Origin of the sequence: Amycolatopsis sp. NPDC004625, from assembly GCF_040609695.1 — a bacterium.
Classification (GTDB): Bacteria; Actinomycetota; Actinomycetes; order Mycobacteriales; family Pseudonocardiaceae; genus Amycolatopsis.
Map to the genome: position 1 here is coordinate 16,415 of NZ_JBEXKX010000055.1, position 21,867 is coordinate 38,281.

23 protein-coding genes and 1 tRNA gene are annotated in these 21,867 nt (G+C 72.0%); 14 read left to right on the forward strand and 10 right to left on the reverse strand.

Annotated features, from left to right (window positions below; translation table 11 throughout):
* Positions 1-87: 87 nt before the first annotated feature.
* Positions 88-678, reverse strand: a complete 591-nt coding sequence (locus ABZW17_RS39780) for a TetR/AcrR family transcriptional regulator (protein ID WP_354826009.1) — start codon at positions 676-678, stop codon at positions 88-90.
* An 82-nt stretch (positions 679-760) separates the two neighbouring features.
* On the opposite strand from ABZW17_RS39780, the gene ABZW17_RS39785 reads away from it, so the two are divergent.
* Positions 761-1,504 (forward strand): SDR family oxidoreductase, encoded by a 744-nt coding sequence (locus ABZW17_RS39785; protein WP_354826012.1) that lies wholly within the window; start codon positions 761-763, stop codon positions 1,502-1,504.
* Here the strand turns inward: ABZW17_RS39785 and ABZW17_RS39790 are convergent.
* Together ABZW17_RS39790 and aceE are read right to left on the reverse strand one after the other, a co-directional pair.
* Positions 1,501-2,712 (reverse strand): alpha-hydroxy acid oxidase, encoded by a 1,212-nt coding sequence (locus tag ABZW17_RS39790; protein ID WP_354826015.1) that lies wholly within the window; start codon positions 2,710-2,712, stop codon positions 1,501-1,503. The genes ABZW17_RS39785 and ABZW17_RS39790 overlap by 4 nt on opposite strands.
* A gap of 71 nt (positions 2,713-2,783) precedes the next feature.
* Entirely contained in the window at positions 2,784-5,579 is a 2,796-nt protein-coding gene (gene aceE / locus ABZW17_RS39795; RefSeq protein WP_354826018.1) for a pyruvate dehydrogenase (acetyl-transferring), homodimeric type, read from the reverse strand.
* Positions 5,580-5,996: 417 nt separating this feature from the next.
* Here aceE and ABZW17_RS39800 point away from each other — a divergent pair, with 417 nt between their 5' ends.
* From ABZW17_RS39800 to ABZW17_RS39810, 3 genes are all read left to right on the forward strand, one after another.
* Positions 5,997-6,428 (forward strand): DUF3052 domain-containing protein, encoded by a 432-nt coding sequence (locus ABZW17_RS39800; protein ID WP_003084504.1) that lies wholly within the window; start codon positions 5,997-5,999, stop codon positions 6,426-6,428.
* A 73-nt stretch (positions 6,429-6,501) separates the two neighbouring features.
* On the forward strand, positions 6,502-6,963 hold the full coding sequence (locus ABZW17_RS39805) for a peroxiredoxin (protein WP_354826020.1): 462 nt from the start codon (positions 6,502-6,504) through the stop codon (positions 6,961-6,963).
* Positions 6,964-7,005: 42 nt separating this feature from the next.
* Positions 7,006-7,077, forward strand: a tRNA-Val gene (locus tag ABZW17_RS39810).
* 6 nt (positions 7,078-7,083) lie between these two features.
* Here ABZW17_RS39810 and ABZW17_RS39815 read toward each other — a convergent pair.
* Positions 7,084-7,323: a hypothetical protein gene (locus ABZW17_RS39815; RefSeq protein WP_354826023.1), complete on the reverse strand. Its 240-nt coding sequence runs from the start codon at positions 7,321-7,323 to the stop codon at positions 7,084-7,086.
* Between the two features lie 147 nt (positions 7,324-7,470).
* Between ABZW17_RS39815 and ABZW17_RS39820 the strand changes: the two genes are divergently transcribed.
* Positions 7,471-8,499, forward strand: coding sequence for a helix-turn-helix domain-containing protein (locus ABZW17_RS39820; protein WP_354826026.1), 1,029 nt, complete (start codon positions 7,471-7,473; stop codon positions 8,497-8,499).
* Here the strand turns inward: ABZW17_RS39820 and ABZW17_RS39825 are convergent, their stop codons facing one another.
* A complete protein-coding gene (locus ABZW17_RS39825) occupies positions 8,500-9,942 on the reverse strand; it encodes an MFS transporter (protein WP_354826028.1) in 1,443 nt (480 codons plus the stop codon).
* A gap of 267 nt (positions 9,943-10,209) precedes the next feature.
* On the opposite strand from ABZW17_RS39825, the gene ABZW17_RS39830 reads away from it, so the two are divergent.
* A complete protein-coding gene (locus ABZW17_RS39830) occupies positions 10,210-11,079 on the forward strand; it encodes a hypothetical protein (protein WP_354826030.1) in 870 nt (289 codons plus the stop codon).
* A 43-nt stretch (positions 11,080-11,122) separates the two neighbouring features.
* Here ABZW17_RS39830 and ABZW17_RS39835 read toward each other — a convergent pair whose 3' ends face one another.
* Positions 11,123-11,617 carry a carboxymuconolactone decarboxylase family protein gene (locus ABZW17_RS39835; protein WP_354826084.1) on the reverse strand — a complete coding sequence of 165 codons (495 nt, stop codon included), beginning with the start codon at positions 11,615-11,617 and terminating at the stop codon, positions 11,123-11,125.
* Positions 11,618-11,742: 125 nt separating this feature from the next.
* Here ABZW17_RS39835 and ABZW17_RS39840 point away from each other — a divergent pair, with 125 nt between their 5' ends.
* Positions 11,743-12,207, forward strand: a complete 465-nt coding sequence (locus ABZW17_RS39840; protein ID WP_354826033.1) for a MarR family winged helix-turn-helix transcriptional regulator — start codon at positions 11,743-11,745, stop codon at positions 12,205-12,207.
* On the opposite strand, the gene ABZW17_RS39845 is transcribed toward ABZW17_RS39840, so the two are convergent.
* Together ABZW17_RS39845 and ABZW17_RS39850 are read right to left on the reverse strand one after the other, a co-directional pair.
* Positions 12,204-12,620, reverse strand: a complete 417-nt coding sequence (locus ABZW17_RS39845) for a cupin domain-containing protein (protein ID WP_354826036.1) — start codon at positions 12,618-12,620, stop codon at positions 12,204-12,206. The genes ABZW17_RS39840 and ABZW17_RS39845 overlap by 4 nt on opposite strands.
* 13 nt (positions 12,621-12,633) lie before the next feature.
* Positions 12,634-14,121: an AMP-binding protein gene (locus ABZW17_RS39850; protein WP_354826039.1), complete on the reverse strand. Its 1,488-nt coding sequence runs from the start codon at positions 14,119-14,121 to the stop codon at positions 12,634-12,636.
* Positions 14,122-14,152: 31 nt separating this feature from the next.
* Here ABZW17_RS39850 and ABZW17_RS39855 point away from each other — a divergent pair, with 31 nt between their 5' ends.
* The gene (locus ABZW17_RS39855) at positions 14,153-15,289 is read left to right on the forward strand and encodes an acyl-CoA dehydrogenase family protein (RefSeq protein WP_354826042.1); all 1,137 of its coding nucleotides are present in this window, start codon (positions 14,153-14,155) and stop codon (positions 15,287-15,289) included.
* Positions 15,290-15,329: 40 nt separating this feature from the next.
* Complete coding sequence (locus tag ABZW17_RS39860) at positions 15,330-16,280, forward strand: SDR family NAD(P)-dependent oxidoreductase (RefSeq protein WP_354826045.1); 951 nt, start codon at positions 15,330-15,332, stop codon at positions 16,278-16,280.
* Here the strand turns inward: ABZW17_RS39860 and ABZW17_RS39865 are convergent.
* On the reverse strand, positions 16,277-17,446 hold the full coding sequence (locus tag ABZW17_RS39865; RefSeq protein WP_354826048.1) for an aminotransferase class V-fold PLP-dependent enzyme: 1,170 nt from the start codon (positions 17,444-17,446) through the stop codon (positions 16,277-16,279). The genes ABZW17_RS39860 and ABZW17_RS39865 overlap by 4 nt on opposite strands.
* Before the next feature lie 46 nt (positions 17,447-17,492).
* Between ABZW17_RS39865 and ABZW17_RS39870 the strand changes: the two genes are divergently transcribed.
* Both ABZW17_RS39870 and ABZW17_RS39875 read left to right on the forward strand, forming a co-directional pair.
* Positions 17,493-18,125, forward strand: a complete 633-nt coding sequence (locus tag ABZW17_RS39870) for a GntR family transcriptional regulator (RefSeq protein ID WP_354826051.1) — start codon at positions 17,493-17,495, stop codon at positions 18,123-18,125.
* A complete protein-coding gene (locus tag ABZW17_RS39875; protein WP_354826054.1) occupies positions 18,122-18,877 on the forward strand; it encodes a metallophosphoesterase in 756 nt (251 codons plus the stop codon). The genes ABZW17_RS39870 and ABZW17_RS39875 overlap by 4 nt, the downstream gene beginning before the upstream one ends.
* Positions 18,878-18,881: 4 nt before the next feature.
* Here the strand turns inward: ABZW17_RS39875 and ABZW17_RS39880 are convergent, their stop codons facing one another.
* The gene (locus ABZW17_RS39880) at positions 18,882-19,604 is read right to left on the reverse strand and encodes a hypothetical protein (RefSeq protein ID WP_354826056.1); all 723 of its coding nucleotides are present in this window, start codon (positions 19,602-19,604) and stop codon (positions 18,882-18,884) included.
* A gap of 157 nt (positions 19,605-19,761) precedes the next feature.
* On the opposite strand from ABZW17_RS39880, the gene ABZW17_RS39885 reads away from it, so the two are divergent.
* The 3 genes from ABZW17_RS39885 to ABZW17_RS39895 are packed head-to-tail and all read left to right on the forward strand — an operon-like array spanning position 19,762 to position 21,834.
* A complete protein-coding gene (locus ABZW17_RS39885) occupies positions 19,762-20,199 on the forward strand; it encodes a hypothetical protein (protein WP_354826058.1) in 438 nt (145 codons plus the stop codon).
* 13 nt (positions 20,200-20,212) lie between these two features.
* Positions 20,213-20,713, forward strand: coding sequence for a hypothetical protein (locus ABZW17_RS39890; protein WP_354826061.1), 501 nt, complete (start codon positions 20,213-20,215; stop codon positions 20,711-20,713).
* Positions 20,710-21,834, forward strand: coding sequence for a M48 family metalloprotease (locus ABZW17_RS39895; protein ID WP_354826064.1), 1,125 nt, complete (start codon positions 20,710-20,712; stop codon positions 21,832-21,834). Before ABZW17_RS39890 ends, ABZW17_RS39895 begins: the two co-directional genes overlap by 4 nt.
* The last annotated feature ends 33 nt before the right edge of the window (positions 21,835-21,867 follow it).

The following is a 21,867-nucleotide window of genomic DNA, read 5'->3' on the forward strand; positions in this document are numbered from 1 at the left end:
CGGCCTTTCGGCGGGTCCCGAGATCTTCGTCACAAACCAGCCGGTTCGTCAAGAAGTTGAGACCGGTCGGCCCAACGAGTCAGCGCTTCACGGCTTCGGCAGCACGGCGAGCGCGGTCTCGGCGATCGCGCGGATTTCCGCCGGCGCCAAGCCGCCCTTGCCCAGGGCTTCCAGGCCGCGCAGGACGGCCAGCACGAGCCCGCCCAGGTGGGCGGGGTCGGCACCGGGAGCGATGTCGCCCGCGCGTTGCGCACCCGCGATGCACGCCGTCAGGTGCTGCTGCAGGTCGTGGAACAGCTGCCTGCTCCGGCTCGCGACCGCCTCGTCGTGCTCCGCGCATTCGGCCGTGCTCTTCGCGATCAGGCAGCCGCGGCGCGCCCGGTCGGCGACGACCGATTCGGCGATCGCGTGCACGTGGTCGCCCAATCGCCGGTAGGCGGTCTCGTCGGGTCCCTCGAGCTGCCGGCGCGTGCCGTCGGCCGCCTCGCTGCAGTAGTGGTCGAAGACGCGCAGGAACAGGGCGTGCTTGTCGCCGAAGGCGCCGTACAGGCTGCCCTTGCCGAGGCCGGTGGCGGCGGCGATGTCGTCGACCTTCGTGCCCGCGTAGCCGGTCTCCCAGAACTGGTCGCGGGCCGTGCGCAGCACGGCCGCCTCGTCGAAGCTCCGGGGTCTCGCCATGGGAACAGGCTACCCGTTCTTGACTATCTCGTCCAGAACGGCGTACGTTCTGGACGAGATAGTCAAGAACTGGAGGAGCAGCGTGAACCTGGAGAACAAGACCGCCGTCGTGACCGGGGGCAGCACCGGCATCGGGCTCGCCATCGCGAAGCGCTTCGCGGCCGAAGGCGCCCACGTGTTCATCACCGGACGCCGCAAGGAAGCCCTCGACGACGCGGTCGCCGAGATCGGCGGCGGGGTGACGGCGGTCCAGGCGGACTCGGCGAACCTCGCCGACCTCGACGAGCTCTACCGCGTGGTGGGGGAGCGGGGCCGCGGCCTGGATGTGCTGGTGGCCAACTCCGGCGGCGGGGTCTTCGCCCCGCTCGGGGAAATCACCGAAGAGCAGTTCGACACGACGTTCGCCACGAACGTCAAGGGCGTCCTCTTCGCCGTCCAGAAGGCGCTGCCGCTGCTGAACGCGAACGCGTCGATCATCCTCACCGGCTCGACGACCTCGACGCGGGTCGGCCCGGCCTTCAGCGTCTACGCGGCGACGAAGGCGGCGGTGCGCAACTTCGCCCGCAGCTGGGCGCTCGACCTCGCCGGGACCGGCACCCGCGTCAACGTCCTGAGCCCGGGTCCGACGCGCACGCCGGGCCTGCTGGGCCTGGTGGACGAGGACGGGCGGCAGGACCTGGTCGACGGCCTGGTGGCGCAGGTCCCGCTGGGCCGCCTCGGCGATCCGGCGGAAATCGCGGCCGCGGCGCTGTTCCTGGCCACCGGCGAGTCGAGCTTCGTCAACGGCGTCGAGTTCTTCGTCGACGGCGGCCAGGCGCAGGTCTAACGCAGGGTGGCGTGGCTCGGCGTCAGGTCCTTCAGGGTCCGGACGCCGAGCAGCTGCATCGTGCGGACCATCTCCGTGCGCAGGATGTCGACGCACCGCTGGACGCCGCGCTCGCCGCCGGCCATCAGGCCGTACAGGAACGCGCGGCCGACCAGCACCGCGTCCGCGCCGCGGGCGATGGCCGCCACGATGTCGCCGCCGGACAGGATGCCCGTGTCGATCCAGACCTCCGCGCCGCCCTGGACCTCGTCCAGCACCGCCGGCAACAGCTCCAGCGGCGTCGGGGCGCGGTCGAGCTGGCGGCCGCCGTGGTTGGAGATCAGCACCGCGTCCGCGCCGTGCTTCACGACGTCACGGGCGTCGTCGACGTTCTGCACGCCCTTGACCACCAGCTTCCCCGGCCAGGTCTGGCGGACCCAGTCGAGGTCGTCGAAGTTCAGCGTCGGGTCGAAGAGCTTGTTCAGCAGCTCGGCGACCGTCCCGTCGAAGTGGCTGAGCGAAGCGAACTGCAGCGGCTCGGTGGTGAGCAGGTTGAACCACCACGCCGGGTGCGTCGCGCCGTCGAGGAACGTCTTGAGGGTGAGGGCCGGCGGGATGGTCAGGCCGTTGCGGACGTCGCGGAGGCGGGCGCCGCCGACCGGGGTGTCCACGGTCAGCATGAGCGTGTCGTAGCCCGCGGCCCACGCTCGATTCATCAGATCTTCACCGGCGCCGTGGTCGCGCCAGACGTACAGCTGGAACCACTTGCGCGCGCCCGGCGCGGCCTCGGCGAGGTCCTCGATCGACGTCGTCGCCATCGTCGAAAGCCCGACCGGGATGCCGGTGCGCTCGGCGACGCGGGCCACCGCGCGCTCGCCCTCGTGCTGCATCATCCGGGTGAACCCGGTGGGGGCGAAGGCGAACGGCAGCGCCGACGGCTTGCCGAGGATCTCGCGGGTGGTGTCCACATCGGACACTCCGCGCAGCACGTTCGGGTGGAACTCGACGCGGCGGTACGCCTGCCGGGCGCGGCGCAGGCTGTCTTCCAGCTCGGCCGCGCCGTCGGTGTAGTCGAACGCCGCCCGCGGGGTGCGCTTGCGCGCGATCGTCCGCAGGTCGGCGATGGTGTGCGCGTTCGCCAGCCGGCGGTCCGTCGGGTTCAGCACGATCGGCTTCGGCCGCAGGATCTGCTGCAGCTCACTCGGCTTGGGCAGTCGTCGCTTCGTCACCTTGACCAGCTCCCTACGTGCACGGGCCCGACAGACATCCGATGTCTGCCGGGCCCGAACCTAGCACCAGATCACGCGTTCCCGGAATCCGACGTCTGCGGCCCGGCGGCCGAGATGTCGTCGAGCCGGTACTTCGTGGCCGCCTCCAGGACCTTCGCGTGGTCGATCTCGCCGCGCTTGGCCAGGATCGACAGCGCGCCGGCGGTGATCGACTCGGCGTCGACCAGGAACTTCCGCCGCGCCGCCGGCCGGGTGTCGGAGAAGCCGAAGCCGTCCGTGCCCAGCGTCAGCATGTCGGTCGGAACGTACGGGCGGATCAGGTCCGGCACCGCGCGCATCCAGTCCGACACCGCCACGACCGGGCCGTTCGTCCCGGAAAGCGCCTCGGTGACGTACGGCACGCGCGGCTCGCTGCCCGGGTAGAGCAGGTTGTCGTGGTCGATCTCGACGGCCTCGCGGCGCAGCTCGGTCCACGACGTCGCCGACCACACCGCGGCCCGCACGCCCCACTCCTCGGCCAGCATCTTCTGCGCCTTGAGCGCGTCCGGCATCGTGACGCCCGAGACCAGGATCTGCACCTCGGGACCGTCGCCTTCGGGGGCGTCGGCGTACTTGTACAGACCCTTCAGCAGGCCGTCGACGTCGAGGTTCTCCGGCTCGGCGGGCTGCTGGTACGGCTCGTTGTAGATCGTCATGTAGTAGAAGACGTTCTCGCCGTTGCCGTCCGGGCCGGTCTCGCCGTACATCCGGCGCAGGCCGTCCTTGACGATGTGCGCGATCTCGAACGACCACGACGGGTCGTAGGCGACCGCGGCCGGGTTGGTCGCCGCCAGCAGCAGCGAGTGCCCGTCCGCGTGCTGCAGACCCTCACCCGTCAGGGTGGTGCGGCCGGCGGTGGCGCCGAGGACGAACCCGCGGGCCATCTGGTCGGCGGCCGCGTACAGGCCGTCACCCGTCCGCTGGAACCCGAACATCGAGTAGAAGATGTAGATCGGGATCATCGGCTCGCCGTGCGTCGCGTACGACGTGCCGACGGCGGTGAACGACGCGGTCGAGCCCGCCTCGTTGATGCCCTCGTGCAGCAGCTGGCCCTTCTCGGACTCCTTGTAGGCCAGCATCAGGCTCGCGTCGACCGAGGTGTACGTCTGGCCGTGCGGGTTGTAGATCTTGGCCGTCGGGAACATCGAGTCGAGGCCGAAGGTGCGGGCCTCGTCCGGGATGATCGGGACGACGCGCTTGCCGATCTCGGAGTCCTTCGCCAGCTCGCGGACCAGCCGGACGAACGCCATCGTGGTGGCGACCTCCTGCTTGCCGGAGCCCTTCCGGATGCCCTCGTAGACCTTGTCGCCCGGCAGGACCAGGGCCTTGGCGGCCTTGGGACGGCGTTCCGGCAGGAAGCCGCCGAGCGCCTTGCGCCGCCCGATCAGGTACTCGATCTCGGGCGAGTTCGCGCCCGGGTGGTAGTACGGCGGCAGCTTCGGGTCGCGCTCGAGCTCTTCGTCGCTGATCGGGATCCGCTGCGAGTCGCGGAACAGCTTCAGGTCGTCGAGGGTGAGCTTCTTCATCTGGTGCGTGGCGTTGCGGCCCTCGAAGGCCGGGCCCAGGCCGTAGCCCTTGATGGTGTGGGCCAGGATCACCGTCGGCTGGCCGTGGTGCTCCAGCGACGCCTTGTAGGCCGCGTACACCTTGCGGTAGTCGTGACCGCCGCGCTTGAGGTTCCAGATGTCGGCATCGGAGAGGTCCTTGACGAGGTCCTTCGTCCGCGGGTCGCGGCCGAAGAAGTGCTCGCGGACGAAGGCGCCGTCGTTGGCCTTGTACGTCTGGTAGTCACCGTCCGGGGTGACGTTCATCAGGTTGACCAGGGCGCCGTCGCGGTCGGCGTGCAGCAGCGAGTCCCACTCGCGGCCCCAGATCACCTTGATGACGTTCCAGCCGGCGCCGCGGAAGTACGACTCCAGCTCCTGGATGATCTTGCCGTTGCCGCGCACCGGGCCGTCGAGCCGCTGCAGGTTGCAGTTGATCACGAAGGTCAGGTTGTCGAGGCCCTCGCCGGCGGCCACGTGGATGAGGCCCCGCGACTCGGCCTCGTCCATCTCGCCGTCGCCGAGGAACGCCCAGACGTGCTGGTCGTTCGTGTCCTTGATGCCGCGGTCGCGCAGGTAGCGGTTGAACCGGGCCTGGTAGATGGCGTTCATCGGGCCGAGGCCCATGGACACCGTCGGGTTCTCCCAGAAGTCCGGCATCAGCCGCGGGTGCGGGTACGACGGCAGGCCGCCGCCTTCACCCGCGTGGCTGAACTCCTGGCGGAAGCCGTCGAGCTGCGACTCGGAGAGCCGGCCCTCGAGGAACGCGCGGGCGTAGATGCCGGGGGAGGCGTGGCCCTGGATGTAGATCTGGTCGCCGCCGCCGGAGTGGTCCTTGCCGCGGAAGAAGTGGTTGAAGCCCACCTCGTACAGGGCGGCGGAGGAGGCGTAGGTCGAGATGTGCCCGCCGACACCCACGCCGGGGCGCTGCGCCCGGTGCACCATGATGGCCGCGTTCCAGCGGATCCAGGCGCGGTAGCGGCGCTCGATGTCCTCGTCGCCGGGGAACCAGGGCTCGTTCTCGGTGGGGATGGTGTTGACGTAGTCCGTCGAGGTCAGCGCCGGGACGCCGACGTTCCGCTCCCGGGCGCGCTCGAGGATGCGCAGCATCAGGTACCGGGCCCGCTGCTGCCCGCCCCTTGCGAGGGCCTCGTCGAAGGAGTCCAGCCACTCGGCGGTCTCCTCCGGGTCGATGTCGGGCAGGTGCGCCGCCAGTCCGTCACGGATGACGCGTACGCGTGCCGGGGTCTCCTTGCCGGAGGCGCCGTCGTTCTGCGGGGCCAAGGGGTCTCCTTGCGAAAAGTTGTAGCCGGTGGTGCTCGTACGCGGGGGTGTACGACTCTCCATCGTCGTCTTCCGTCCCGGCTTCCGCACCGCTACTTGGCGGTAACATCGGCCGACCCGGGCGAGCCACTCCCTGCGCGCGGTGTATCGCGCGCGCGTTTACTTCTCCCCCACCCTAGGGGACGGCACCCGAAGGGGTGGCAGACCGGGGGCGCGAGGTACCCGAAACGCCGTCGCGGCGGGCCGGTCGCGGGCCGTATCCTGCGACACGAGTTGTCAAAGATCCGGTGTGGACGGTTGCGCGCGGAGCTTCACCAGTGTTCGCTATCGGCAACCGGGTCGCCGAGTGTGGCGCCGCCGTACCCTCGAAGAGGGTGGGGGATGCCACACTCCGTCGTAGTTGGAGGAGTGAAAGCAGTGGTCGCCGCGGGAGACGCTGATCAGAGCAGCGTCGCCGAGAGGCTCGGCATCAAGCCCGAGATGGTGGTCCAGGAGATCGGCTGGGACGAGGACGTCGACGACGACGTCCGCGCGGCGATCGAGGAGCAGATCGGCGGGGACATCCTCGACGAGGACGCCGACGAGGTCATCGACGTGGTGCTGCTCTGGTGGCGCGAGGACGACGGCGACCTGGGCGACGCGCTCATCGACGCCAGGGGCCCCCTGGAGGAGACCGGCGTGATCTGGGTGCTGACTCCCAAGACGGGGCAGCCGGGGCACGTCGAGCCGAGCGAAATCGCCGAAGCGGTGCCTGCCGTCGGCCTGGCCCAGACCGCCAACATCAGTGTCGGCCCGAACTGGATCGGCACCCGCCTGGTGTCGCCGAAGTCGAAGTCGAAGCAGCGCTGAGCCGGTCCCGCCGGACGGACACGATAGGGTTGTCGTCGCAGGCACGTGTCCGTTCGGGAGAGGAAACGCTGGTATGACCGTCGAGGTCGGTTCTGAGGCCCCTGACTTCACGCTCAACGACTACAACAAGCAGCCGGTCCAGCTGTCGTCGTTCCGCGGTGACAAGCCGGTGCTGCTGGTCTTCTACCCGTTCGCGTTCAGCGGCATCTGCACGGGCGAGCTGTGCCAGCTCCGCGACGAGTTCGCGGACTACGACAACAAGGGCGTCCAGGTCCTGGGCGTCTCGGTCGACACGCCGTTCTCGCTGAAGGCGTGGGCCGACCAGGAGGGCTACCAGTTCCCCCTGCTGTCGGACTTCTGGCCGCACGGTGAGGTGGCCCAGGCGTACGGGGTGTTCAACTCCGATGCCGGCCTGGCCGTGCGCGGCACGTTCCTGATCGACACCACCGGTGTGGTCCGGTTCGCCGAGGTCAACGCCCCGGGCGAGGCCCGCGACCAGCAGGGCTGGAAGAAGGCCGTGGCCGAACTGGCCTGAGTCTCCCGCGGCGGCGGTCCTTTGGCGGGACTGCCGCCGTGCGGGCGCATAGCTCAGCGGAAGAGCACTCGGCTTACACCCGAGCGGTCGCAGGTTCGAACCCTGCTGCGCCCACCGTGTTCACCCCGGCCCGTCCTCCGGGCGGCCCTCATCCGGTAGCCGGGTGATCGTGGCCGCGAGGGTGAAAATGCTGTTGGCGGCGCGAAGTGCGTACCGTTGCCGGCGCTCGCTCATGAACAGGGCCACCAGCAGGATGACCACCGCGACCGCGACGCCGACCAGTGCGGGTACGCCGGCCACGATCACCCGGACCGCCAGTGCGGTGCCGCGGGACATGCGGGGCAGGAGGACGGGTGCCACCGTGCACCTCCTCGCCGGTCGGGGTGGCGGCCCGCTCAGCATCCTCGATGTTCCGTTGTGGAGCAAGGGTGTGTTCTGAATCGGAACATCCGCTATGCTGCCGGGACCGTGGCCGGGTGGTGCCGCGGGCGGGAGCGAGTGGGATCCATGACGGAGGAGACGATCACCCGGCTGCTGGCCGACCGGATCAAGCGGGCGCGGGGGGCGCGCGGGTGGACGGCCCAGCAGCTCGCCGACGGCTGCGCCCGGGCCGGCGGTGCCACCCTCACTCGGGGCACCATCGCCAAGATCGAGTCCGGCGCCCGCAAGTCGGTCACCGCGGAGGAGATCGCGGTCCTCGCGCACGTCCTCGGCACCACCCCCACCGAACTGCTGATCACCCCGGAGTGGCCGTTCGGGCCGTCGGCCGCGAACACCACCCTGCACCTGCTGGTCCGGGTGCTGCCGGACGCGATCGAAGACGGGCTGGCCGAGGTGTCGTCGTGGCGGCAGGACGAGCCGGGCACCTGGCCACCGGCCCGCGGGGAATCCCTGCTGGTGCGGGTCGGAGACCTCGAGCGGCACGTCGTCCGCATCGCCGCGGACGTCGAAGCCGCGTGGGCCGCGCACTCCGGTGCGCTGGCCCTGGAAATGCTGCTGCCCCGGGACCTGCTGGACCTCCCGGTCCACCGCTGGCGGCAGGAGCCCGAGCTGGGCAGCGGCCGGCCTTTGGCGCTCGACTTCGCCGTCACCGTGCGCTCGCTGGAGCGGATGCAGCGGCGGGAGTGGCACCGGCGGTGGCGGCTCCGGTGGTCGTCGATGGTCGGCGACCCGTCGCCGGACCGCGTCTACTTCGCCGGCCCGGAAGACCTCGAGGCGCCGGCCCGGTTCGAAGCGGTGCTGAACGACGAGCGGTGGGCCGCGGTCGCCCTGGAGGGTGCGATGCGGGAGCTCTGGCTGCCGGCCATGCGGGCGGGGGTGCCGGTCGCGTTCTGGCACCCGGGACCCGCGTCCGTGCGGGACGCCGTCGAATCGCTCGTCGAGCGCGACGGCCTGGCGGACCTGCCCTCGCGGACCCGGTCCGCCAGGCTGGCGGAGGACTTCGCCGAACTCGTGCTCCTCTGGGACGACCCGAACCGGCTGGTCCTCGGCGGCGGTCCGGGCGAGCCGGTCCGGGTGCCCGCGATGGCCGGGTGATCAGGCCGCGACCGGCTCCGGCGCGACGGCCTCGGTGCGCCGCATCGACGTCACCAGCAGCGCCAGGCCCGCGAACAGCACCGCCGCGATCACGCCCGTCACGTTCAGCGCCTCCGTGAACGCCGCCTTCGCCTGCTCCGCGACCGCCGGCCGGGTGACGTCCACCGCGAGCGTCGTGCCCGCCGGGAACATCCCGCGGTACACCGCCGATGCCGTCAGGCCGATCAGGGCCATGCCCAGCGAGCCGCCGAGGTAGTTGCCCGTGTCCGCCATCGATGCCGCCGAACCCGCGCGCTCCGGCGGGACGGAACCGACCACCAGGCCGATGCCCAGCGCGAACAGCGGGCCCGTGCCCAGCGTCAGCACCGTGATGCCCACCAGGACCGGGACGAGACCGTGGGTGACCGCCAGCAGGAGGCTGCCCGCCGCCGACAGCGCCAGGCCGGCCGCGATCGCCGTGGCCGGGGTGACGAACCGGGTCAGGGACGGCGCCGTCATCGTGCCCGCCGCCACGCCGAGGCCCATCGGGGCGAACAGCAGCGCCGAGACCAGCGGTGAGTAGCCCAGGACGCTCTGCAGGTACTGCGTCACCAGCAGGCCGACGCCGGCCATCGCGACCCCGGCGAACACCAGCGCGACCAGCACCGCGGTGAACGGCCGGTTCCGGAACAGCCGCAGGTCCAGCAGCGGCGACTCGGTGGTCAGCTGACGGCGGGCGAAGACGATGCCCAGCAGCGTCCCGGCGGCGATCGCCGCGGCCGGCAGGAGCAGCGAGCCGGTGGCCAGCTGCTTGAGCCCGAACACGACCAGCAGCACGGCGGTCAGCGAGAGCGCGACGCCGGGCAGGTCGAGCCGTCCGGACGCCGGGGCGCGGAACTCGGGCAGCAGGAACGGGCCCGCGGCGAGCAGCACGACCACGGCCGGCACGGCGACCAGGAACACCGAACCCCAGGCGAAGTGCTGGAGCAGGAAACCGGCGAACACCGGGCCGGCGGCGCCGCCCGCGAACTGGCAGGTGGCCCAGATCGAGATCGCCTTCCCACGCTGCCTGCCGTCGGGGAACATGTTCGTGATCAGGGCGAGCGTCGACGGCATCAGCGTCGCCCCGGCCACCCCGAGCGCCCCGCGGACGACGATGAGCATCTCCGGGCCGGTCGAGAACGCGGCGACGACCGAGAGGACCCCGAAGGCCCCGCCGCCGGCGAGCAGCAGCCGCCGTCGCCCGATCCGGTCGCCGAGGGTGCCCATGGTGATGACGAACCCGGCGACGACGAAGCCGTAGCTGTCGGTGATCCACAGCTGCTCGGTGCCGCTCGCGCCGAGATCCGCGCTGAGCTGCGGCAGCGCGAGGAACAACGAGGTCATGTCCATCGCGACGAGCAGGGTGGGGAGGACGAGCACCGCCAGTCCCAGCCACTCCCGCCGTCCGGCCGGCTTCTCCATGTCCGCTCCTTCTCCGTGGTCCGTTTGCCAGGGGTCGGAGCCGGAGCGGGGGACCGGACACGGGCCGGGAAGGATTTTTCGCCTGGTTTTTCGAGAGCCGCCGTGTCCCGGTGAGCGGGAACCTTTGTCAAGATCCGCCAGGGCGTTCCGGCTTTTCTTGTGCGATAACCAAAAAACCTCACACGGACGTAACAGGTGATCGATTCCCGCCGACAGGAAGATCGGCAAGTGACCAACTCACCTGAGGGGGATCCAGTGAAGAGGTTTTTGACCAGAGCCGCCGCCGCTGTCGCGGTGCCCGTGCTCGCCGTGCTCGTGGGGGCCGTGCCGGCGCAGGCGCAGACCGTCGCCTCCGGCTCGCTGTCGTTCAGCGGTGACGAGGGGGACTACATCAGCGGGGGCGGTTCGTACGCCTACAGCACGGCGGCGAAGGACCGGCTCACCGTCAACGCGTCGGAGGACGGCAACCACGTCTCCGTCAGCGTCAGCGCGTTCAACAGCGACTGGTGGACGGTCGACCTGGCCGCACCCAGCGGCACGGCGCTGACCGCCGGCACCTACGACGGGGCGACCCGGTGGCCGTTCCAGGGGGCCAACGCGCCGGGGCTGAGCCTCGACGGGAACGGCCGGGGCTGCAACACCCTGACCGGCACCTTCGCCGTGCAGAACGTCGTCTTCGGGCCGCACGGCTACGTCCAGACGCTCGACGCCACCTTCGAGCAGCACTGCGAAGGCGGCACGGCGGCCGCCCGCGGTGAGGTGCACATCGCGAACCCGCCGGCGCCGGCGGAGCTGGGGATCGGGCTCAAGGTGGCCACCGACGGCACCGCGAGCACGCTCAACGGCAACGCCTACCTGCACGGGACCGTCGAGTGCACCGCGGCCGCCCAGGTCACCCTGAGCGGGACCACGACGCAGGTCAAGCACAACGTCATCATCCGCGGCAACTACTCGGTGCCGGTCGCCTGCAAGCCGGGCGCCCCGGTGCCGTGGAAGGCGACCGTGGTGCCGACCGGCACCACGCCGTTCCAGAAGGGCAAGGCGGAGGTCGTCACCCAGGCGACCGCGCTGGACCCGAACTACAACACCAACGTCTCGGTCGACGACACCAGCGTCGTCACCCTGGTGAAGAGCTGATCCGCCGCCGTGGGGCCACCGGAACCGGGTGGCCCCACGGCGTTCACGCCGCGTGCCAGCTGTGCGCGGCGAAGGCTTCGTCGACCGGTGCGCCGGTGAGCCGGTTCGCGTACGTCGACAGCGTGTACGTCCCGATGCCCAGTACCACCTCCAGCGCGTTCCGGGCCGTGTAACCGGCGTCGGTGAACGCCGTCAGCGCGTCCGCCGGGACGCCGCCCGCCGTGTCCATGACCGCGTGGACGAAGGTGCGCAACGCCTCCAGCCGCGGTTCCGGCAGCGGCGCCTCCGCCCGCAGTGCCGCGATCAGCTCCGGCGCGGCGGAGAGGCCGTGCAGCGTGGCCGTGTGCATCGCCACGCACAGGTGACAGCGGTTGCGCGCGGCCACCGTCATGACGAGCACCTCGCGGTCCAGCGCCGGCAGCGTCGTGGCCTCGAAAATCGCGTTGAGCTTGAGGAACCCGTTCAGCAGCTCCGGCGACGTCGCCAGCCGGGCGACGGCGGCCGGGACGCGGCCGAACTTCTTCGCGGTGGCCGCCATCGCGGGGCGGGCGGCGGTGGGTGCAGACTCCGGGGTGTGATCGGGGAACAAGACGTCTCCAGACGTAGGATCGACAACGTGGTTGTCGAAACCGTAAACCTGGTTGTCGATTATGGCAAGGGGCCATGAGCGACACGCCCGGCTACGAGCTGCCCTTCCTGCTCTTCGGCGGCTTCCGCACGCTCATCGACCGCCTGCACGCCGAACTCGCGCGCCGCGGCCACCCGGACGTGCGGCCGTCGTACGGCTTCGCCATGCAGGCTGTCGGTGTCCAGGGCGCGACGGCGTCGGAGATCGGCCGCCGCCTCGGCGTCTCCAAGCAGGCGGCGGGCAAGACCGTCGAACGCCTGGAGGCGCTCGGGTACGTCGAGCGCGCCGACGACCCGGCCGACGCGCGCCGCAAGATCGTCCGGCTCACCGCGCACGGCGTCGACGCGCTCGCGAAGTCGGCGGAGATCTTCGACGAGCTGCGCGCGGAGTGGGCGCGCACTGTCGGCCGCGAGCGGATCGGCGCCCTCGAAGCCGACCTGCGCAAGGTCGTCGGCCCGGCCGCGTACCGCCTCGACGCGGCGGGCTGGTTCTCGAGCTAGAAGCCGCAGCCCGGGGCCGGCGCGTCCTCCGACAGCGGACTGCCCGCCGGGAGCACGTACAGGACTTCGAGCACCAGCGGCGTCGAGCCGAGGTTGCGGCCGATGTGCACCTGGTCCGGCTTCTCGGTGAACGCGCGCCCGGTGCCGAAGACGCCGTCGAGGCTGCAGTCGGCCAGGTTGTGCGTCAGCGTCCCGGCTTTCACGTACGCGTAGAGCGTGCCGTCGTGGAAGTGCCAGCCGGTGTAGCCGCCGGGCTGGACGGTGATCTCCCGCAGCGTGTAGTCGGTGTGGCCGATCGTCTTCCGGGCCAGGATCGTGCCGGTGACGCCGCTGCCGGGCGTCGCGGACGCGGTGGCGGGGAGCAGGACCGCGGCGAGCGCGGCGGCGGCGAGCACGGTGAACGTCTTGCGCAAGGGGGAATCCTCCTCATTCCTGGCGCAGGGTGCGCCGCATCATCTTGCCCGATTCCGTGCGGGGCAGGCGATCGGTGAAGTCGAACCGCTTCGGCGTCTTGAACCCGGCCAGCGCGGCCCGGCAGTGCTCGGCCAGCCGCGCGGCCAGCTCGTCGTCCGCCGGAACGCCGGCGACCGGCTCGACGACGGCGACGACCCGCTGCCCCCACTCCTCGTCCGGCTCGCCGATCACCGCCGCGTCGGCGACGTCGGGGTGGGTGAGCAGCCGCGCCTCGATTTCGGCCGGGTAGACGTTGACACCGCCGGAGAGGATCAGGTCGGTCCGGCGGTCGAGCAGGAAGACGCGGCCTTCGGTGTCGCGGTACCCGAAGTCGCCGACGGTGAGGTACTCCCCGGACCGGGCGGCCGCGGTCTTCTCCGGATCGCCGAGGTAGTCGAGCGCGGTGTGCGCGGAGCTGAAGTAGATCGTGCCCGGCTCGCCGTCCGGCACCTCGGCGCCGTCGTCGCCGAGGACCTTCAGCCGCACCCCGGGCAGCGGCCGGCCGACCGTCCCCGGCGCGGCCAGCCACTCGGCCGCCGTGACGCCGCAGATCAGCCCTTCGGAGGCGCCGTAGTACTCGTGCACGACCGGGCCGAGCCAGCCGATCATCCGCTCCTTCACCTCGGGCGGGCAGGGTGCGGCACCGTGGATGACGCTGGTGAGGCTCGACGTGTCGTACCGCGCGCGGACGTCTTCGGGCAGCCGCAGCATGCGGTGGAACATGGTCGGCACGAGGTGGGTGCTCGTGACGCGGTGGCGTTCGACCAGCCGCAGCGTTTCCTCGGCGTCGAAGCGGTCCATCAGCACCGCGCTGTGCCCGAGGTGCAGCGCGTTGACGGCGAACGAGCCGGGCGCGGCGTGGTAGAGCGGGCACGCCACCAGGTGGACACCCGGGCCGGGCCGGACACCGAACATCGCCAGGAGGTCGCGGTGGATCGGGTGCAGGGACGGCGGGTTCCCGCTGAGCGCCCGCCGGACGCCCTTGGGCCGCCCGGTCGTGCCCGAGGTGTAGAGCATCGTCTGCCCCGCGGTCCGCGGCTCGGGTGGGGTCGACGGCTCGTCTTCACCCCAGGACGCGTAATCGCCCCAGCCCGCTGTGGCGCCGACGGAGAACCGCGGCACGTCGAGGTCTAAGCCGTGCGCGATACCGGCGTCCGCGACGACGACCCGCGCGCCGCTGTTCGCCACCACGTAAGCGATTTCGGCTGCCGAAGACCGGTAGTTGACCGGGGTGAAGTACATCCCGGCCTGCAGCGTCGCGAACAGCAGCTCGAAGTAGGGGAGTCCGTTGTGGACGACGGCGACGACGCCGTCACCCGGGCCGAGTCCCAGCCGGTGCAGGGCGTGCGTCAGCCGGTTGGCCCGCGCGGCCAGCTCGCCGAAGGTCGCCGCCGTGCCGTCCGGCGCGAGCACCGCGAGGCGGCCCGGGTCCTGCTCGGCGACGTCGAAGAAGGTGCTCACGCACCGCACGCTACCGGGTACGGTGCGACGCATGGACGCGGACGTTTTCGGGCAGGTCCTCGGCGCGGTGCGGGAGTTCGTGCGCAAGGAGGTCGTGCCATGCGAGGCGGAGGTCGACGAGCGCGACGAGATCCCGGCCGGAATCCGCGAGAAGGCCGCCGGGCTCGGGCTGTTCGGCTGGGCGCTGCCGGAGGAGTACGGCGGGCTGGGCCTGGGGATGGCCGAGGACGTCCGGCTGGCGATCGAGCTCGGCTGGACGACACCCGCGTTCCGGTCGCTGTTCGGCACCAACAACGGCATCGCCGGCCAGGCGATCGTGCACTACGGGACACCGGAGCAGCGCACCCGCTGGCTGCCGCGGCTGGCCGCCGGGCAGGCGATCGCCTCCTTCGCGCTCACCGAGGCCGAGGCGGGTTCGGACCCGGGCGGCCTGACCAGCCGCGCGGTCCGCGACGGCGACCGCTACCGGCTGTCGGGCACCAAGCGGTTCATCACGAACGCCCCGCTCGCCGACGTCTTCGTCGCCTTCGCGCGCACCGATCCGGAAAGCCGCGGCAGTCGCGGCATTTCCGCGTTCCTCGTCCCGGCGGGTGCGCCCGGCGTCACGGTCGGCCCGCACGACGCCAAGATGGGCCAGGCCGGCGCGTGGACGTCGGAGGTGGTCTTCGACGACGTCGAACTGCCGCCGGACGCCCTGGTCGGCGAGGAAGGCAAGGGCTTCGGCATCGCGATGGCGTCGCTGGCCCGGGGCCGCCTGCACATCGCGGCGCTGTGCGTCGGCCTGGCGGAACGGGCGCTCGCCGAAGCGGTCGAATACGCGCGGACGGCCCGCCAGGGCGGCCGCGTGATCGGTGAGTACCAGCTGGTGCAGGCGCTGCTGGCGGAGTCGCACGCGGAGCTGGCGGCCGGCCGGGCGATGGTGCACGAGGCAGCGGCGAACTACGACTCGGGCGAGGACCGCAAGCTGGGGCCGTCGTCGGCGAAGCTGTTCTGCACCGAGATGCTCGGGCGGGTCGCCGACCGCGCGGTGCAGGTCCACGGCGGGACGGGGTACGTCCGCGGGGTGACCGTCGAACGCATCTACCGCGACGCGCGGCTGTTCCGCATCTACGAAGGCACGAGCGAAATCCAGAAGCTCGTCATCGCCCGGCAGCTGCTGAAGGACTGAACTTGCGCTGGAGTCCGCTCCAGGTCCTAGCGTCGGGGGTATGACCACCACCGCACAGCACAAGATCGGCTCGGGGTTCGGCGCCACCACCACGGCGGCGGAAGTCCTGACCGGCATCGACCTGACCGGCAGGCTCGCGATCGTCACCGGCGGCTACTCCGGCATCGGCCTGGAGACCACACGAGCGCTGACCGGCGCGGGCGCGCACGTCGTCGTCCCGGCCCGCCGCCGCGCGACGGCGGAGAAAGCCTTGCAGGGCTTCGAAAACGTCGAGGTCGGTGAACTCGACCTCGGCGACCTGGAGAGCGTCCGCGCCTTCGCCGAGCGGTTCCTGGCTTCGGGCCGCGGCATCGACATCTTCGTCGGCAGCGCGGGCATCATGGCGGCGCCGGAGACCCGCGTCGGACCGGGCTGGGAGGCGCAGTTCGCGACCAACCACCTCGGCCACTTCGCGCTGGTGAACCGGCTCTGGCCGGCGTTCGGCGCCGGGGCCCGCGTGGTTTCGGTGTCCTCACGCGGCCACCACTACGGTCCCGTCCGCTTCGACGACCTGAACTTCGAACGCGGCTACGACAAGTGGCTCGCCTACGGCCAGGCCAAAACGGCGAACGTGCTGTTCGCGGTGGAGCTCGACCGGCGCGCGCGTGACCGGGGCGTCCGCGCGTTCGCCCTGCACCCGGGCCGGATCCTCACCGAACTCGTGCGCCACCTGGACCGGCAGGAGCTCGTCGACGCGGGCATGGTCGACGAGTCCGGCCGGGTCACCGGCGGCGCGAAGACGCCGGAGCAGGGCGCGGCCACCCAGGTCTGGGCGGCGACGTCCCCGCAGCTCGACGGCCTCGGCGGCGTGTACCTCGAAGACTGCGACATCGCCGAACCCGCCCCGGCCGACGGAATCCGCACGGGGGTGAAGGACTACGCGGTCGATCCCGCGCTCGCCGAACGGCTCTGGACGGTGTCCGCCGAGCTGACCGGCGTGAACGCCTTCTAGAGCTTTTCGATCTGCCGCACCAGCAGGTCGATCTCGTCCTCGGTGTTGTAGTAGTGCACCGACGCCCGGACCAGGTCGGGCAGGCCGCGCGCGGTGAAGTCGTACTGCGCCGAGGTGCGCGTCGACAGCGACGTGGTGATGTTCGCCTCCGCCAGCCGGGCCTTGATCTCCGCGGCCGGCGTGCCGTCGACCGTGAACGTGACCAGGCCGCATTTCCGCGCCCCGGCGTCGTGGATGCGGGCGCCGGCGTCCCCAAGCCGGCTTCGCAGCGTCGCCGCCAGCGAAGCGACGCGTGACTCGATGGCCGGCAGACCCCAGTCGAGCGCGTAGTCGACAGCCGCGCCGAGGCCGAGGACCGCGGCGAAGTCGCGTTCCCACACTTCGAACCGCTTCGCCGTCGGGTCGACGACGTACTCCGTCGGCGACTCCCAGCTCGCCGAATGCAGGTCGAGCACGGCCGGCTCCAGCCGCTCGCGCAGCCGAGGGTGCACGTACAGGAACCCGGTGCCGCGCGGGCCGCGCAGGTACTTGCGGCCGGTCCCCGACAGCGCGTCGCATTTGATCCGGGTGACGTCGAGGTCGAGCTGGCCGGCCGACTGGCAGGCGTCGAGCAGGAACGGGATGCCGGCCGCTTCGGCGACCGCGCCGATCTCCTCGGCCGGGTTCACCAGGCCGCCCTGAGTCGGGACGTGGCTGACGGCGATCAGCTTGACGTCGTCGTCGACCCGCCGCCGCAGCTCTTCGACGTCCAGCCGGCCGGACTCGTCGTCGCCGATCACCTCGACGACCGCGCCGGTGCGCCGCGCGACCTGCAGGAACGCGATGGCGTTGCTGGCGTACTCCGCGCGGGAGGTCAGGATCCGGTCCCCGCGGCCGAACGGCAGCGCGTAGAACACCGCCTGCCAGGAGCGCGTCGCGTTGTCGGTGAGCGCGATGTCGTCGACGTCGGCGCCGAGCAGCCGGGCCACGGAGGCGTACACCGCGTCGAAGCGGTCCGCCGACTCGGCGACGGCTTCGTACCCGCCGATCAGCGCTTCGCGGCGCAGATATTCGACGACGGTGTCGGTCACCACGGCCGGGGGCAGCGCCGCACCCGCGTTGTTGAAGTGGACCACCTCGGCGCAGCCCGGGGTCTCGCGGCGCGCGCGTTCGACGTCGAAGCTCATACGAACTGAATACAGTAGATAGCTACTGTATGCAATACTGCGTCCCATGGCCCGGACCCCGTTGCGCAGCGACCTCCTGGAGCAGATCACCGGCCGCGTCCTCGACGGACGGCTCCCGGCCGGCACGCGCGTCAACGAGGTGCACCTGGCGAAGGAACTCGGCGTCAGCCGGACGCCGCTGCGGGAGGCGCTGATCGGGCTCGCCGACCGCGGCCTGCTGGTGTCCGCGCCCGGCCGGGGGTTCCTGGTGCCGCCGTTCGACCCGGGCGAGGCGCGCCGGCTCTACCCGCTGCTGGCCGAGCTCGAAGCGCTCGCGCTGCGCTGGACGTCCCCGGTGGAGCTGGCCGGGCTGCCGGACGCGCTCGACGCCGTCTCCGACGAGATGGCCCGCGCGCTCACCGGCGGCGGCGATCTGTCCACTTTGGACGAGCGGTGGCACGCGCTCCTGCTGTCCCGCTGCCCGAACCCGCACCTGCTGCGGCTGATCGAGCAGACGAAGCCGCTGCTCAAGCGGTACGAGTCGGCCTACTTCGCCCGCGACGGCCACGCGGGGGAGAGCATCGGCGAACACCGCCGGATCGCCGCCGCCCTGCGCGACGGCGACCTGGCCACCGCGTCCGCGGTGCTCGTGGCGAACTGGGTCAAGGCACTGGCGTACCTGGGGGAGGACCGAAGATGATCATCGCGCACCTGAGCGACCTGCACTTCGACGGCGGCTCGCGCGCCGAAGAACGCGTCGCCGCCGTCATGGCCTACCTGGGTGGCCTGGAGCCGGTCGACGCGGTCGTCGTCACCGGCGACATCGCCGACCACGGCGCGCCCGAGGAGTACGAGCGCGCCGCCGCCCTGCTGAAGTACCCGGCGCCGGTGCTGCTCTGCCCGGGCAACCACGACGTCCGGGCGGCCTTCCGGACGGGTTTGCTCGACCTGCCGGCGTCCGACGGCCCGATCGACCTCGCCCGGGAGGTCGGCGGCGTGCTGTTCGCGCTGTGCGATTCGACGATCCCGGGCCGCGGCGCGGGTTTCCTCGCCGACGAGACCCTGGCCTGGCTCGACGGCGTCCTCTCCGGCGGCGACGGCCCGGCGATCGTCGCCTTCCACCACCCGCCGGTGGCAGTCGGCGTCCCGCTGGTGGACGCGATCCGCCAGTCCGGCGGGGAGCGGCTGGAATCCGTGTTGAAGCGGCACCCGAGGGTGAAGGCGCTGCTGGCCGGCCACGTGCACACGGGTGCGTCGACGACGTTCGCCGGCGTGCCGCTGCGCATCGCGCCCGGGGTCGTTTCGGGCTCGCTGCTCCCGGGTGAGCCGGGTGGCGGCCGCGGCTGGGCCGACGGCGGCCCCCTGGACTACGACCGCCCGCCGGGGCTGCTGCTGCACGTCCTCCACGACGACGGCCGGGTGACCAGCCACCACCGGGTGGTGCCGTGCTGACGGTTCAGCCGGAGATCGTCGCGTCGTAGACCGTCTTGCCGCAGAACGCGCCGCCGTAGCCGGTCACCTCGATGCGGCCGGAGACGCTGCCGTCGGCGGTCACCCGCAGCCGTCCCGACACGGGGAAGAACGGGCACGCCGTGATGCTCGACGACGACGTGAAGACGTTGCCGCCGGTGGCGGCCATGTTCTCGACGGGCTCGACGGTGACCGTGTCGCCGTCCACGTCGACGGTCGCCAGGTCGAGGTGGGCCGCGCCGGCGCCGGGGGCGCAGCCGGAGTTGGAGCCGAACCAGATGGCACCGGGCTGGGGGCGCCCGGCGGGGTTGCCGGAGACCAGGCAGACGTCGACGGGGTTGACGTCGTTCGTGGTGCCGGACGAGGAGATCGTCTCGACGATGCGCAGGGTGGCGGACCGCCGGAACGAGGTGCCCGAAACGGACCCGGAGAGCGTGACGTCGTAGGAGCCGGACGGCGTCCGGCTCGCCTCTTCGGTCTCCGAGGTCGTCGTCTCTTCTTCCGCCGTCGTGGTTTCCGAGGTGGTCGTTCCGGTCGTGGTTTCCGGCGTTTCGGTGGGCGTCGCGGTCGTCGTCGGTGTGCCGGTCGTCGGAGTGTCCGTCGTCGAGACCGGAGCCGGGCTCGCGACCTGCCGGACGCCGTCGCCGCATCCGGCCGCGAGCAGCAGCCCGGCGGCCAGCACGGAGACGATCTTTCGGTTGCTGATCAAGGGAAATCCCGATCCGGAGCGGCGAGGGGGAGCTGTCACCGGCGTAGGTCGGTGGCGGCCGCGAAGACGTTACGACCGGTTTGTAACGGCTCGGCTCGCGTGCGCGACTCCCGGACGGAACGCCCGGCCCGGGCGTTGTGTCCACAGTGGAGGGTCGGTGCCGGGCGTTGTCCGCCGCGCGGTGGTCCGCGCGCTCGGGGTGGCCGCGAGCACGGTGCTGCTCGGATTCGTCCTTTTCCTGAGCCGCCCTGCGGTGTCGATGCCCGACGTGCCGACGACCGAGGTGCCGACGCCGTCCGCGGTGGACGTCCCGGCCCGGGGGAGCGACCGGCAGTGGGACCTGAGCGGCGCCCGGGTGGGTGACGACGGGACCGGGTTCTTCACCGGCGAGATCACCGTGACCAACCGGGCGGCCCGGCCGCGGACGGGGTTGTTCCGGCTCACCCTCCTGGTCGGGGGGACGAAGGTGGCGGAGCTGTTCGGCCGGACGGCGACGGCGGCCGCCCCGGGCGCGACGGTGGTGGTCGGGCTGGGTCTGGGCGGGAAGTTCGTGCCCGGCCCGTACGAAGTCGAGTTCCACGAAGCATTCGCGTAGAGGGGCGGCACGGGTGAGCGACGAAGTCATCGGCTGGGCGCTGCGGCTGGCGGCGGAGGTGGCACCGGACGAGGCGGAACTGGTGCCGCCGATGACGGCGGCGTACGTGGCGGGCGGCGCGGCGCGGCGGGAGCTGTTCGCGCGCACGGACGCGGCCCCGGGCGGCTTCGACGTGACCGCGCCGATCGTGCTGTTCCCGCACGTGCTGGCGGCGGTGACGCTGACGGCCCCCGCGATCTGGACGGCGCTGGGCGGCAACGCCAGCAGCGTCTCGACGCTGCTGAAGAACCTCGGCGACCTGTGGGACCGCCGCCGCGCGAAGCAGGCCCCGGAACCGCAGGTGCTCGAGCTGAACCGCCTGATCGACGCGATCAGCACCGAGCTCGCGGCGGCGGGGGTGCCGGAGACGGACAGCGAGGTCCTGACGTTCCGCATCGTCCGGGCCCTGATCAAGGACGGCGCGGGCACCCGGGCGTTCCTGGCCGCGGCCCCGCCGGAGGACGCGAGCCGATGACCGGTGGCGACCCGGCGCCGCGCCTGTCCCCGGCGCCGCCCTGGCTGCTCTTCTGGTTCCTGACCGCGCTGTGCCGGACCGTGCCCCGGCAGCTCCCCGCCTGGCGGGACACGCTGCTCGACCTCCTCGGCGCGACCCCGGACCCGGCGGCCACCGTCCCCGGCAGCGACCTCCTGCGCGTCGCCGGGCTCGTCGACCTCGTGCCCGCCTTCGTGCTGCTGGCCGCCGTCGTCACGGTGGCCGGGGCCGGGGTGCGCGGACGGCTCGTCGAACGCCGGTACCGGCTGACCGGCGACGTCGGCAGCCCCGGCGTCGCCGCCATCGCCGCCTACGCGCGGGCCCAGCTGCCCGGTGTCGAAGTCCGGGCCAACCTGCGGCGCACCGACCTGCTCGCCTTCGCCTACCTCCGCTGCCCCCGGCGGCCGCGGCTCGCCGTGTTCGCGCCGCTGGTCGTGCTCTGGCGGCGGGACCGCGCCGCCGCCGAAGCCGTGGTGCGGCACGAACTCGCGCACTGCCGGCAGGGCGACACCTACCTCGCCGGAGCCACCAGCCCGCTCGCCTTCGTCGTCCGGCACTGGTTCGGCCTCTTCGTCTGGGCCGCGGTCGTGCCGGTTGGGGCGGTGTGGTTCGCCGACGTCCTCGACGGGGCCGTGCCCTCCGCCGGACAGCTCGGCACCGGCGTGGGCCTGATGCTGCTCAACGCGCTGGGCCTGCTGCTCGCCGCCATCACGCTGCCGGTCGCCGGTTCGTGGAGCGCCGAGTTCGCGGCCGACCACGTCGCCGCCGCCGGACCGGCGACCCGGCTCGGCACCGCGCAGCCGCTGCGCGTGCTCGCCCGGCTCACCCACCCGCCGATGGCCCTGCGCTGGCGGCTGCTGCGCGCGGGCCCGCGCGCGACCGCGTTCGCCGCGATCGCGTGCTACCCGCTGGGCTGGCTGGTGCAGCTGGGCTGGCTGCTGCTCGCCGCCCACGCCGCCTGGCTGCAGATCGGCGAATCCGGCACCCTCCACGCGATCGGCCTCTGGGCGGCCGCGGGCTGGCCGGTCTGGGCGGCGGCTGCGGTTTTCCTGGCTGTGTGGCCGCTGTTGCGCCGGCCGTGGGCGCGGGTCGTCAGCTGCTGAACACCGGCAGCGTGATCGAGGGGCGGGCTGCTG

Coding starts and splice junctions, on each gene's coding strand:
- ABZW17_RS39780 (WP_354826009.1), bottom strand. CDS start 678: ATGGCGAGACCCCGGAGCTTCGACGAGGCGGCCGTGCTGCGCACGGCC.
- ABZW17_RS39805 (WP_354826020.1), top strand. CDS start 6,502: ATGACCGTCGAGGTCGGTTCTGAGGCCCCTGACTTCACGCTCAACGAC.
- ABZW17_RS39820 (WP_354826026.1), top strand. CDS start 7,471: ATGACGGAGGAGACGATCACCCGGCTGCTGGCCGACCGGATCAAGCGG.
- ABZW17_RS39825 (WP_354826028.1), bottom strand. CDS start 9,942: ATGGAGAAGCCGGCCGGACGGCGGGAGTGGCTGGGACTGGCGGTGCTC.
- ABZW17_RS39835 (WP_354826084.1), bottom strand. CDS start 11,617: ATGGCGGCCACCGCGAAGAAGTTCGGCCGCGTCCCGGCCGCCGTCGCC.
- ABZW17_RS39840 (WP_354826033.1), top strand. CDS start 11,743: ATGAGCGACACGCCCGGCTACGAGCTGCCCTTCCTGCTCTTCGGCGGC.
- ABZW17_RS39855 (WP_354826042.1), top strand. CDS start 14,153: ATGGACGCGGACGTTTTCGGGCAGGTCCTCGGCGCGGTGCGGGAGTTC.
- ABZW17_RS39860 (WP_354826045.1), top strand. CDS start 15,330: ATGACCACCACCGCACAGCACAAGATCGGCTCGGGGTTCGGCGCCACC.
- ABZW17_RS39865 (WP_354826048.1), bottom strand. CDS start 17,446: ATGAGCTTCGACGTCGAACGCGCGCGCCGCGAGACCCCGGGCTGCGCC.
- ABZW17_RS39870 (WP_354826051.1), top strand. CDS start 17,493: ATGGCCCGGACCCCGTTGCGCAGCGACCTCCTGGAGCAGATCACCGGC.
- ABZW17_RS39875 (WP_354826054.1), top strand. CDS start 18,122: ATGATCATCGCGCACCTGAGCGACCTGCACTTCGACGGCGGCTCGCGC.
- ABZW17_RS39895 (WP_354826064.1), top strand. CDS start 20,710: ATGACCGGTGGCGACCCGGCGCCGCGCCTGTCCCCGGCGCCGCCCTGG.